Raw genomic sequence first — 12368 nt, 5'->3', positions numbered from 1 at the left:
GTGGTTCGTTATAAAGAAGCTTCTAATCTTTTCTGAGATACGGCCATCCAGTTGCAGAGTTTGTAGAGCAGGCGGGCCCCAACGTTCCCGTTCCACTCGCTTTCACCAGGAGCCACTTCGCAAAGATCAAACCCGATGATCTCCCTCCCGGATTTCACCAGGGCCTTGATCAGGTAGACCGCTTCTTCAAACTCAAACCCGCCGGGTACCGGGGTGCCGGTGCCGGGGCACAGCTTAGGGTCCAGTCCGTCAATGTCAAAGCTGATGTACACTTTCTGCGGCAGCTGCGCGATGATCTTCTTGCACTGCTTGCGCCAAGAGTTGCCCTCGTACATCTTGTTCTTGATCTTGCTGTCATAGAACGTGGTGATGCGTCCGTTGGACTGGTCCACCAGTTCTGCCTCTGCTTGGCAAAGGTCCCTGATACCCACCTGCACCAGTTTTTTCACCTGGGGAAGTTTCAGGGCATTAAACATGATGGAGGCGTGCGAGTAGGTGAATCCCTCGTAGGCATCGCGCAGATCCGCGTGGGCATCTACCTGCAGGATGCCGTACTCTTCGTGCTTTTCGGCTAAAGCGTGCATAAAACCCAACGGCGTACTATGATCGCCGCCCAAAACGCCTACCAGTTTGCCTTTTTCCAGTAGGGCCAGGGTTTCTTTTTTAGACCACTGCAACAGGTCCTCGCCGCGGCGGTTCACCTCTGCAATAGTGGCTTCATGCACCGAGGCATCGCCTTTGCTGCCGTTTTCCAGGAACTCAATGTAGGCTTCGGTCTTCTCCCGAAGGCGCTGGCTTTCCTGCGCCCAGTCCTCGGGCACGGCCGGCATATGGATGCCCAGGTGCCAGGCGTTGGGTAACTCGTGGTCAAACAGGTCCAATTGCGGAGAGGCATCGCGTACGGCGGCCGGACCTTCGGCGGTGCCGGCATTGTAAGAAACCGTCACTTCCCACGGAATGGGGAAAATCACTACCTCAGACTCTTCTTCGGTAAAAGGAAGCCCGAAAAGGCCGCTGCCAACTTCCCCTACGCCATTCTGGTCAAAAGTGGAAATCTTCTTGTGTTTGGAATCACACATGGTGGGCATGTTCATGCTCATAGTACTAGGCTTTAGAGGATAGTAAATCTTTTACGAAATTAGGCAAGGCGAAAGCCGCCACATGGATGTCTTCATTGTAATAGCGCAGCCCCTGTTCTCTGGAAAACGATGCCGCAACTTCCGGGTTGAATCGCTTGGGATGCACGCTGCCCTTGGAACTGAAGGAGAAACTCCAGGTACCAGTTGGGTACGTAGGAATGGCCGCCAGGTAGCAGTGCACATTGTCTTGCCCGAAGATGCCTTTGTAGGTATCATAGATCTCCACAAATACTTCCGTATTGAACCGAGGAGACTCGCTTTGGGTGATCATCACGCCCTCCGAGGTCAGGCAACGGTATACCTGGCCGTAAAACTCGGCGGTGAAAAGCCCCTCCCCCGGACCCACCGGGTCTGCGGAGTCTACAATGATGAGGTCAAAGGCAGCATCGGCGCAGTCCTGGATGTATTTGATGCCGTCTTCCACCAGCAGTTTTAAACGTGGGTGTCCAAAAGCGCTGGCCGTTTCAGGTAAGTGCAGTTTGCAGGCCTCAATCACCAGTTCGTCAATCTCCACCAATACCACCTCTTCAATGCTGTCATGGCGCAGGAGCTCGCGGACGGTCCCACCGTCGCCGCCGCCAATCACTAGGGCACGTTTCACGTTGCCGTGGCTCAGTACCGGCACGTGGGTGATCATCTCGTGGTACACGTACTCATCTTTCTGGGTACACATAACCATACCATCCAAGGTAAGCATGTTGCCGTAAGCCAATGTCTCAAACACCTCCACTTTCTGGTAAGGCGACTGTTTCTTATAGAGTTGGGTGCCGGAATGCTTTAAAGACAAGGCAATGTTCTCGTCACGCTCGGTGAACCAGACATCGCGGGTGATGCGCGGAATGGAAGCCACCGGCTGGCCGGAGTCGCGGGCCTCCACGTTGAAGTCGGTGCGTTTGAGCAGGCTTTGCTGACCTCGGAGGCATTCCATGGAGGAGCCGTGGCTGGCTTCAAAGGCTTCAATCAAGTAATTATAGGAAACCCAGGGATCCACGGAATCGCCGCAGGTGAAAAGGTCCACGGCGGCGTAGCCGTATTCGGGCCAGGTATGGATGGCCAGGTGACTTTCCTGGATTACTACCACCCCGGAGACGCCATAGGGAGAAAAGTGGTGGAACGTGCTGTTGATGACCGTGGCCCCGGCGGTTTCGGCGGCCGCCACCATGCTGTTTTCAATGTGCACCACATCATTCATCAACTCCGGTGAGCAGTTGTAAAACTCCACCAGAATATGTCTTCCTAAAGCATCCATAAGCAATTATCTAAGTCTGTTATTCGTTCAGACGCGCAAAACAACAAAAAAGATACTGGATTGAAAAGGTCCTTGGCGTATCCGTTTTGGAGCGTTTTTCTTAAAAACAGCCTCAAAACAGGTTTAAAGCCCTTTGTATAAGCGAATGAGCCGCACGGGGCGGCTCATTCGCTTCGGAGAAAAAGAAGAGATGGGCTACTTCGTGAGGAAGTTATAGGACCGGATGATCTCCAGGATCTTGATAAAGGTGTTGGTATCAAAGAACAGGAGCAACGGCAGTTCCACCATCTGGGTATTGTTTGTGAACTGGGTGATCACGGTGAACACCAGCGGCTGGAACAAAGGATGATCGGTGAAGATGCCTTTCAGAGACTCCGCAATGTCATGCTTAGGGGCCACGGGCGGCGAGCCGTAAATGTTGGACTTGAGGATGTTGGCCAGCTGGGTTACCAACGCCCCGGTAATGATGTTACTCACCTCCAGGAGCAAAGATTCCTGCATCTCGGTGAGCGGCTCGTTTCCTTTTACGGTCACGCCCAGGCACACCCGGGAGAGTTGCTCCACGTGCAGCTCAGAGAACAGCATGAGGGTAGAGCCGTTGAGCTCCCCTTTGATATCTGACTGAATGATGGTATGCGAGTTCTCATAGGCCCGTACAATCTTCAGAAGCTCTTCTGCCTCCATCAACTGCAGGTCTGGCACTTTGAGCAAAACCCGGTCTTTCGCGATCACCGCAAAAGAATCCGCCGCCCTGGCTAGTCCTATGTTCAGGATTTCTTTGATAATATCCCGCTCTAGTTCATTTACTTGAAGCTCCATGAATCAGGCTATAAAATGTTGTTACCCCTTGGCTGTTACCTCCTGGCAATAAAGTAGCGGGTAATGGCGGCCACATCCAGTACCAGGCACACCTTGCCCGATCCCAGAAGGGTTACCCCCGCGTAAATCTCAATCGTATTCACCGGTTTACTTAAAGCCTTGATCACAATATCCTGCTGCCGCAGCAGCTTGTCCACGATCAGGCCCAGCTTACGGTTGTTGTACGTCACAATGATGATGTTCTGCGAATCACCATCCAAATCATTTTTCTTTACGCTGTACGCGTTGATGTCGGTGTTGAACAGTTCCCGCAGCGAGACGATGGTAATGGTCTCCCCGTTGATGTCTGCCACCAATAACTCTCCCACTTCATGCAGCTCGCTCGTAGGCAAGGCCACCACAGAGTCTGTGTGCATCAGCGGGATGGCGTAGAAATTCTCCTCTACCTGGCACAGCAACGCGCCTTTCACCGCAATGGACGTTGGCAAAAACAGGGTGAAGGTAGTTCCTTCCCCTTTCTTGGAGTCCACCTTGATTCTGCCGCCAATGGAGTCGATGGCGTTTTTCACCACGTCCAACCCTACCCCCCGGCCAGAAACTTCTGTCACTTCCTTCGCCAGGGAGAAACCCGGCTCAAAAAGGTACGAGAGTACTTCGGTATCCCGCAGGTCCTCGGCGGCATCTGCAGACAGGAAGCCCCGCTGCACAATGGCGCGCCTAACCTCCTGCTGGTCAATGCCTTTTCCGTCATCGGTCAGTTTCAAAATAACTGTATCACGGTCATTCTGCGCTGAGAGCGTAACGTTGCCCTGAGGCGTTTTCTTGCTCTTTTTCCTAATCTCGGCCTTTTCTATCCCGTGCGATATGGCGTTCCGCATCAAGTGCAAAAGCGAATCGGTGATGATCTGCAGGATGTTCCGGTCTATCTGAATGTCAGACCCTGAAATCTCCAGGTTGATCTCTTTCTTCTCGGCTACGGCAATGTCGCGCACAATGCGCGGAAACTTGTTGAACAAAGAGCCCACGTTTACCAGGCGGGCATCCATGACACTGTACTGCAGTTCCTCGGTAATGCGGTACAGGTGCGCGCTTACGCTTTTGAGGTCATCGTGGTCCAGTTCCTTGCTAATGGAAAAGATCCGGTCCCGGTCAATGATCAACTCACCCACCAGGTTCAACAGGTGATCCAGCTTCTTGATCTGAATATAGATCAAGTCTGAGAGCGAAAGGTTTTTAGAGGTATAGTATTTCTGAACCTTTGACAGCTCAGACGTATTCTCTCCCTGCGAATTAATGATGATGTCCAGGTTCCGGAGCAAAGCAGGGCTTGGCTCCACTTCCTTGGTACCATCAATATTGGTGATCATCTCCCCCAACAGGTCAATCCCATCAAAAAGAACGGTCACCACCTCGTCACTGAAACTCAGCTCTTTGTTACGAATGAGCCCAAAAGCGGTCTCCATTTTATGGGAGATGTCTGCAATGGTTTCGTAGCCGATGGCTTTGGCGTTGGCCTTGAGGTTATGCAGTAACCTGAATACCTCTGCCAGTAATTGTTCGTCTTCGGGGCTTTTCTCCAGATCACTGATGTGCCGGTTAAGCGCATCATAATACTCGAGAGCCTCGGCTATAAATATCTCTTTATATTCCTGATCTCTCGACTTCATCCTACCAATTTCTGTTGGAGCACGTGGCTCATACTACGGTTCGCGACAAACCGGCTGATGATGGAATTTATCTGCCCTAAGGGGAAAACTCCACTGACCACCCCACTTTCAATCGCCGATTTGGCCATCCCGAAAATGGTGGAGGTTTCTTCGTTTTGGGCAATCACCATACCGCCCATGTTTTTGATCTCTCTGGCGCCCAGAGTACCGTCCTGCCCCATTCCGGTCATGATGATTCCCAACACCTGTGCCTGGGCACTCTGCGCAGCAGAATACATTAATATGTCCACGGATGGTGAGTCCATGGCGGCAGAAGGCTCTAACGCAAGAAAATACTGGTTGGGAACTAAAGACTTGCTTTTTACCCGCATGTTTTGGCCGCCCGGGGCAATCACCACCGTGCCTGCCGAAAGCTGCATGCCTTCATAGCCTTCCTCTACCCGCCAATGGGTGAATCTCTGCAACCTACGGGCCAAGCGCCTGGTGAATTTTTCCGGCATGTGCACGGCCACCAAGACCACGGCGGGCTGCTGTATGTCCAGGTCTTTGATCAGGTACTCAATGGCTGCAGATCCACCGGTAGAGGCGCCAATCACCACCATGGAGAGTGGCGGTTCGGCGGGTTGAGGCATCTTCACCAATACCCGGTTATTCATTTGCTTCACCTCCACGGCCTCTTTCCATTTAGAAGGTGCTGCCGTGGTAGAACTGATGAAGTTCTCTCCCAACAGCTCACGAAGTTTGGCCATTAGCCCTTCCTTGGCTGCCTCCCTCCTTGCTAACTGATTTGCCTCTGAGGCCTTCACCTGTTTTCCGTTGATGTCAAGACTAGTAGACAAGGTATAGGTCTGCTCGGCTAGTTGCTGGGAAACCATGAGAAGCAGCGAGAACTTCTCCCCATAAACAGGTTTGAAGAAAGGCACTCTTCCGCTCATGGTTAACCCATAATGGGCTACAATGAGGTCAGGTTTATACGTAAAGGCTTTGTGCAGCAACTCCTCCTGCGAACGGGCAGTATCTACCACCTCCAACCGGGGCTCGGCATCAATCATGCCGGAAAGCACCAATCTTGAGCGGACGGATGAATCCCCAATTAGAACTCGTATTTTAGGAGGTTGCGTTTGCTGCACGGGAAGTGTCGTGGCGGTAGGTTAGTTTATGATTTAGTCTTCTTTGAAAGCATTGTTCAACGCTTCCAAGACTTTGTCTTCAGAGAATGGCTTGATGATGTAATGCAGCGCTCCGTATTCGGCTGCCTCATTCATGATCACCTCTTGGCCTACGGCACTTACAATGACCACTTTCATATCTGGATTATCCTGCTTGATGCCTTTTAATACATCCAAGCCAGTGTTGTCTGGCAGAATCACATCAAGAGTCACCAGATCCGGAATTTTCTCCTTGGCCAATTGCAGAGCAGTTTTCCCGTCTGGGGCTTCGCCTACCACGTCATAACCTGCATCCAGCAGCATGTTTTTCAACATAGTGCGCATGTAGAAGGAATCATCTACAATTAATATTCTTTTTTTATCCGTGATTTCCATAAGTAATTAGGTCAAAAAGTGAGCACTATGATTTCAATTGCAGCACTTCATCTGAGGTCAGGATTTTGAAGATGTCCAGCACAATGATGAGCCGGTCTTCATACTTACCTATCCCCTCAATAAAGTTTTCATTGATGTTGATGTCCTGAATAAAGGAAGGCGCTTTGTCTATGCTGGAAACCGGCAACGTCAAAGACTGCGGTACCTCATACACAATAAAGCCCATGGTATAGTCTTTGGCCTCCATCACCAGGGTATAGGAATGCGAAGGGGTTTCACCGGAAGGGCGCTCAATTCTGAAGCGCTCTTCCAGGTTCATGATGGCGATAATATCACCTCTGATGTTTGAAACTCCTTTTATAAAGGATGGGGTCTTGGGCATTCGGGTGATTTCCGGGGTAATGGTTACTTCCTTTACCTGGTCAATCCGGACGCCGTATTCCTCTGCACCTAATTTGAAAACAATCAGGTGCACCCGCTCCTCTGCTACTTTCTCCTTTTTATCTCTGATGTTCTGAGATTCCATTATTCCTGACCTCTGCTTTTAAGAGACTTCTTACCACCTAACTTTTTGTCGAAATCAACATCGTTCGCGTCATCTCCGGAGAAAGAGCGCTTACGGGCAGCAGGTACCGCCGATAATTTGCGCGCATTCCGGTTAGGGAAAACAAGGTTGCCATTCACAAGCTTGAAGGCAGAAATACTGATCTGCAGGTCATCGGCAATGTCATTCAGACGCTGGCTGGAAGAAGTCAACTCTTGCATGGAGGCTGACAACTGCTTGGCAGTTCCAGCTACCTGTTGGGTACCCGAGGCTGTCTGCTCCGCAATGGCTACCACTTCTTCCACGTATTTCACTACGTCTCCAATGGATGTTTTCTGCACCTCGGTAGACACCAGGATGTCCTGGGCACTACGGAGGGTCTCACCGCTGGAAGTTGCGATGTTCTTAAAGGCGCCGGATGCTTCAAACGTCGCATTCTTTCCTTTGAGTACGCGGCCTTCCATGGTCGCGATCGCGGCGGCGGCAGAGGAAGTATCTTTCTTCACGTCGTCTACCAGCGTGCTGATCTCACTTGCTGATTTGCGTGAGCCTTCGGCCAATTTCCGAATTTCCTCAGCTACTACCGCGAAACCACGTCCTGCTTCACCTGCTCTGGCTGCCTCAATGGCTGCATTCAGGGCCAGCAAGTTTGTTTGAGCCGCTATGTCTGTGATTACGCCCAGTGATTTGGAGATTTCTTGGCTACGGGTGCTTAGTACTTCAATGGTTTTGGCAGTAAGGGCCGCGGAAGAAGAAATCTCTTCCATGTTCCGCACCACCTCGGCCACTGTTTTCAGACCTAATTGGGAAGTCTCCTCACCCATCACCGCTGAACGGTTCACCACATCGGCTTTGTTCGCAGTCTCTTTCGTGGCCTTCATGATTTCCTCAATCAGTTTGAAGGCTTGGTCTGTTTTCAAGGCTTGGTTTTGCGCGCCCTCTGCCATTTGTTGCATGGCCAAAGCTACGTCTACCGTTACCCGGTTCATTTCCAATCCTTTGGCCGCCATCTCTTCAGAAGACGATCCTACGATGAGCGAGGAATCATTGATTTCACCTAACAAGGCATTCAGGTTGTCTACCGCTAGGTTCAAAGCGTTAGACATGGCCAGAATATCGCCGGCAGTATGGATCTCTACTTTTTGTGTTAAATCACCCTCAGAGATAGAACGTACTACTCTGGATACTTCCAGAACCGGCGTTACGATGGACTCTAACAGGTCATTCAAGGTATCTACCAGTTCTTTCCAGCTACCAGATACACCATGCACAGTGGCGCGCTCGGTCAGTTTACCTTCTACCCCGGCTACTCTGGCCACCCGGCTAACCTCACCCGCTAGGCGGTTTAGGTCTTCCACCATGCTGTTGATAGTATCTGCCAGGTCAGCTAATTCGCCTTTGGCTTGTAAGGTCAGTTTCTGGGTTAAGTCACCTTTAGACACCGCCGTTACTACTTTCACGATACCCCGCACCTGCGTAGTAAGGTTAGAAGCCATTACGTTTACATTATCGGTGAGGTCTTTCCAAACACCGGCAACATTTGGCACGGAAGCCTGGCCACCAAGACGACCCTCAGTACCCACTTCCAACGCCACCCGGGTTACCTCACCGGCGAAGATGTTGAGGGAGTCCACCATCTGGTTCAGGTTGTCCTTCAGTTCGGCTAACTCACCACGCACATTCACCGTGATCTTCTGGGTCAAGTCTCCTTTCGCCACTGCAGTCGCCACATTTGCAATGTCACGTACTTGCAGGGTCAGGTTAGAGGCCATGGTGTTCACATTATCTGTGAGATCTTTCCAAACCCCGGCCACGTTTGGCACTTTGGCTTGTCCGCCCAATCTACCTTCGGTACCCACCTCCAACGCCACACGGGTTACTTCACCCGCGAAGATGTTGAGGGAGTCCACCATCTGGTTCAAGATATCTTTCAGTTGAAGGATTTCACCCTTCACATTCACTGTCATTTTCTGGCTCAGGTCACCCTTCGCCACTGCGGTCGCTACGTTGGCAATATCCCGTACCTGAGAGGTAAGGTTAGACGCCATGGAGTTCACATTGTCGGTTAGCATCTTCCAGGTACCAGCTACGTTCGGCACAGCTGCCTGTCCACCCAGTTTACCTTCCGTACCTACTTCCAAGGCTACCCTAGTTACCTCACCCGCGAAGATATTCAAGGAGTCCACCATTTGGTTGAGGATGTTCTTCAGCTCCAACAACTCACCTTTTACATCTACCGTGATCTTTTGGGTCAAGTCTCCTTTCGCCACGGCCGTTGCTACGTTGGCAATGTCCCGCACTTGCAGCGTCAGGTTAGAGGCCATGGAGTTCACGTTGTCGGTCAACTCCTTCCAGGTACCACGTACTTTCGGCACGTTGGCCTGACCGCCCAGTTTACCTTCGGTTCCTACCTCTCTTGCCACACGGGTTACTTCGTCAGCAAAGATGTTCAGGGAGTCCACCATCTGGTTCAGGTTGTTCTTCAGCTCAAGAAGTTCACCTTTCACATCTACCGTGATTTTCTGGCTCAAGTCACCTCTTGCAACAGCCGTGGCCACACTAGCGATATCTCGTACCTGAGAAGTCAGGTTGAAGGCCATGTAATTCACGTTGTCAGTCAGGTCTTTCCAAACCCCGCCTACATTAGGCACATTGGCTTGACCACCCAAAATACCTTCGGTACCCACTTCACGGGCCACCCTGGTTACCTCACCGGCGAAGATGTTGAGGGAGTCCACCATCTGGTTCAGGTTGTCCTTCAGTTGGAGGAGTTCGCCTTTTACATCCACGGTGATCTTCTGGCTCAAGTCGCCACGCGCTACCGCAGTCGCCACATTGGCAATGTCCCGTACTTGCAGCGTCAAGTTAGACGCCATGGAATTTACATTATCTGTTAGGGCTTTCCAGGTACCTGCTACGTTTGGCACCGCAGCCTGGCCTCCCAACTTACCTTCGGTTCCCACCTCTCTTGCCACGCGGGTTACCTCCCCGGCAAAGATGTTGAGCGAATCCACCATCTGGTTCAGGTTGTCCTTCAGCTGAAGGAGCTCGCCTTTCACGTTCACCGTGATCTTCTGGCTCAAATCTCCCCTTGCTACCGCGGTCGCCACGTTGGCAATATCACGTACTTGTAAGGTCAGATTGGAGGCCATGGAGTTCACGTTGTCGGTCAGGGCTTTCCAAGTACCGGCCACGTTTGGCACTGAGGCTTGTCCACCCAATTTTCCTTCGGTTCCTACCTCCAAAGCCACCCGGGTTACTTCACCGGCGAAGATGTTCAAGGAGTCCACCATCTGGTTGAGGTTGTCCTTCAGTTCGGCCAACTCGCCTTTCACCCCAACGGTAATCTTCTGGCTCAAATCTCCTCTCGCAACGGCCGTCGCCACGTTGGCGATGTCCCGTACCTGAGAAGTAAGATTGCTCGCCATGTAGTTCACGTTGTCAGTAAGGTCTTTCCAAACGCCACCCACATTAGGCACGGTCGCCTGGCCACCCAACTTACCTTCAGTTCCTACCTCTCTTGCTACCCGAGTTACCTCACCCGCGAAGATATTGAGGGAGTCTACCATCTGGTTCAGGTTGTCCTTCAGTTGGAGGAGCTCGCCTTTCACATCAACGGTGATTTTCTGGGTCAAATCGCCTTTAGCTACCGCAGTGGCTACGTTGGCAATATCGCGTACTTGTAGCGTCAGGTTAGACGCCATGAAATTCACATTATCAGTCAGGTCTTTCCAAACCCCGCCTACGTTCGGCACGGTCGCTTGACCACCTAATTTACCTTCGGTACCTACCTCCAACGCCACACGGGTTACCTCACCCGCGAAGATGTTCAAGGAGTCCACCATCTGGTTTAAAGAGTCTTTCAGTTGAAGGAGCTCTCCGTTTACATTAACCGTAATCTTCTGGCTCAGCTCGCCACGGGCCACCGCAGTAGCTACGTTCGCGATATCCCGTACCTGAAGGGTAAGGTTAGAGGCCATTGAGTTCACGTTGTCGGTCAGTTCTTTCCAAACGCCCGCTACTTTCGGCACGTTGGCCTGGCCACCCAGAATACCTTCGGTTCCTACTTCTCTCGCCACCCGCGTTACTTCGTCCGCGAAGATGTTGAGGGAGTCCACCATCTGGTTTAGGTTGTCCTTCAGTTCGGCCAACTCACCTTTCACGTTTACCGTGATCTTTTGGGTCAGGTCACCTTTTGCTACCGCGGTTGCCACGTTGGCGATGTCACGGAGCTGAGAAGTAAGGTTGGAGGCCATGGTGTTCACGTTGTCAGTGAGGTCTTTCCAAACCCCGCCAACATTTGGCACTTTCGCCTGTCCACCCAGTTTACCCTCGGTACCCACTTCACGGGCCACGCGCGTTACCTCATCCCCAAAGATGTTCAAAGAGTCCACCATTTGGTTGATGTTCTCTTTGAGCTGGAGCATTTCCCCTTTCAGGTCCACGGTTACTTTCTGGTCCAGGTTCCCCTGGGCCACCGCCGTGGTTACCTTCGCGATGTCTCGTACCTGAAGGGTCAGGTTGGAAGCCATCGCGTTTACATTATCGGTGAGTTCTTTCCAGATACCAGCCACGTTAGGCACAGAGGCCTGGCCACCCAGTTTCCCTTCGGTACCTACCTCAAGGGCCACCCGGGTTACCTCACCAGCAAACAGGTTCAAGTTGTCAATGGTACGGTTGATGGTTTCAGCCATGACCTTGAAGTCCCCGGAAACGGGAATTTGGAACGTCTCATCCAGGTTACCACGGGAGATGTTCTTCAGTACCTTGCCTACTTCCAATACCGGAACGGCGATGGAGTCTACCAGGCCGTTAATGTTGTTGATCATGTCTTTCCAGAAACCAGAGGCGCTCTCAGCAGAGGCACGGGCTTTTAGGTTACCCTCTACCCCGGCTACTTTGGAGATGCGCGACACCTCGCCTCCTACGCCCCCAATCATCTCCACCATGGAGTTGTAGGCTTCGGCTATCTCTGAAAAGATATCGTTGTTTTGTTTGGTAAGGCGCACTGAAACGTCTCCTTTTTTGAAGGCGTCAAGGGCGTAGAGCACGCGGTTCAGCTGCTCATTAATATAGTCTGAATCCTGGGTTTGGGTGGCTTGCCGCGGCGAATTGCTTTTCCGGGCTTGGTCTGTCGCCCCCACATCCGCCAGATTCATTTCTGTTCTGTCAGTTTTCTCCAATGTTTTTCCTCCTGCACGGGCTTTAGTACCTGTGGACTTGCCATTTTCCACGGCCAAAGGAAAGTCTGCCACCGTGGCGTTTGGTTCCTGCGTTGGCGTTTCCTCAGGCCGCTCTGGCACCGGGGTTACCTCCGGCTCACTGGCAACAGCATCCACAGGCGTGTCAGCGGTTGTCTCGGCCTCCGTCTTCCCAATCAGTTTATCCTTGTTGAGTTTCAAGTTT

Annotated in this window: 8 protein-coding genes; all 8 read right to left on the bottom strand. The window is 51.9% G+C overall.

The annotated features are described in order from the left end of the window. Window positions 1-8 precede the first annotated feature (8 nt). The gene (locus FOA19_RS12085) at window positions 9-1094 is read right to left on the bottom strand and encodes an agmatinase family protein (RefSeq protein WP_394344102.1); all 1086 of its coding nucleotides are present in this window, start codon (window positions 1092-1094) and stop codon (window positions 9-11) included. Between the two features lie 10 nt (window positions 1095-1104). After that, on the bottom strand, window positions 1105-2388 hold the full coding sequence (speE, locus tag FOA19_RS12080; RefSeq protein ID WP_149091073.1) for a polyamine aminopropyltransferase: 1284 nt from the start codon (window positions 2386-2388) through the stop codon (window positions 1105-1107). Window positions 2389-2583: 195 nt separating this feature from the next. Further along, window positions 2584-3207, bottom strand: coding sequence for a chemotaxis protein CheC (locus tag FOA19_RS12075; protein WP_149091072.1), 624 nt, complete (start codon window positions 3205-3207; stop codon window positions 2584-2586). A gap of 35 nt (window positions 3208-3242) precedes the next feature. Next, on the bottom strand, window positions 3243-4874 hold the full coding sequence (locus FOA19_RS12070; RefSeq protein ID WP_149091071.1) for a chemotaxis protein CheA: 1632 nt from the start codon (window positions 4872-4874) through the stop codon (window positions 3243-3245). Further along, window positions 4871-6004 (bottom strand): chemotaxis protein CheB, encoded by a 1134-nt coding sequence (locus FOA19_RS12065; protein ID WP_149091070.1) that lies wholly within the window; start codon window positions 6002-6004, stop codon window positions 4871-4873. The genes FOA19_RS12070 and FOA19_RS12065 overlap by 4 nt, the downstream gene beginning before the upstream one ends. A 33-nt stretch (window positions 6005-6037) precedes the next feature. After that, window positions 6038-6418, bottom strand: a complete 381-nt coding sequence (locus FOA19_RS12060) for a response regulator (RefSeq protein WP_149091069.1) — start codon at window positions 6416-6418, stop codon at window positions 6038-6040. A 25-nt stretch (window positions 6419-6443) separates the two neighbouring features. Beyond that, window positions 6444-6944: a chemotaxis protein CheW gene (locus tag FOA19_RS12055; protein ID WP_149091068.1), complete on the bottom strand. Its 501-nt coding sequence runs from the start codon at window positions 6942-6944 to the stop codon at window positions 6444-6446. Further along, window positions 6944-12121 carry a HAMP domain-containing protein gene (locus FOA19_RS12050; RefSeq protein WP_394344101.1) on the bottom strand — a complete coding sequence of 1726 codons (5178 nt, stop codon included), beginning with the start codon at window positions 12119-12121 and terminating at the stop codon, window positions 6944-6946. Before FOA19_RS12050 ends, FOA19_RS12055 begins: the two co-directional genes overlap by 1 nt. Window positions 12122-12368 lie beyond the last annotated feature (247 nt).

Origin of the sequence: Rufibacter hautae (assembly GCF_008271695.1) — a bacterium.
GTDB classification, from domain to species: domain Bacteria; phylum Bacteroidota; class Bacteroidia; order Cytophagales; family Hymenobacteraceae; genus Nibribacter; species Nibribacter hautae.
Note: the sequence above shows the minus strand (reverse complement) of the source record. Positions and strands in the feature narration are given on the sequence as shown.

Bases quoted from the DNA above. Each gene is read 5' to 3' on its own strand.
- speE (WP_149091073.1), bottom strand. From the start codon at position 2,388: ATGGATGCTTTAGGAAGACATATTCTGGTGGAGTTTTACAACTGCTCA.
- FOA19_RS12075 (WP_149091072.1), bottom strand. From the start codon at position 3,207: ATGGAGCTTCAAGTAAATGAACTAGAGCGGGATATTATCAAAGAAATC.
- FOA19_RS12060 (WP_149091069.1), bottom strand. From the start codon at position 6,418: ATGGAAATCACGGATAAAAAAAGAATATTAATTGTAGATGATTCCTTC.
- FOA19_RS12050 (WP_394344101.1), bottom strand. From the start codon at position 12,121: ATGAATCTGGCGGATGTGGGGGCGACAGACCAAGCCCGGAAAAGCAAT.
- FOA19_RS12070 (WP_149091071.1), bottom strand. From the start codon at position 4,874: ATGAAGTCGAGAGATCAGGAATATAAAGAGATATTTATAGCCGAGGCT.
- FOA19_RS12055 (WP_149091068.1), bottom strand. From the start codon at position 6,944: ATGGAATCTCAGAACATCAGAGATAAAAAGGAGAAAGTAGCAGAGGAG.
- FOA19_RS12085 (WP_394344102.1), bottom strand. From the start codon at position 1,094: ATGAACATGCCCACCATGTGTGATTCCAAACACAAGAAGATTTCCACT.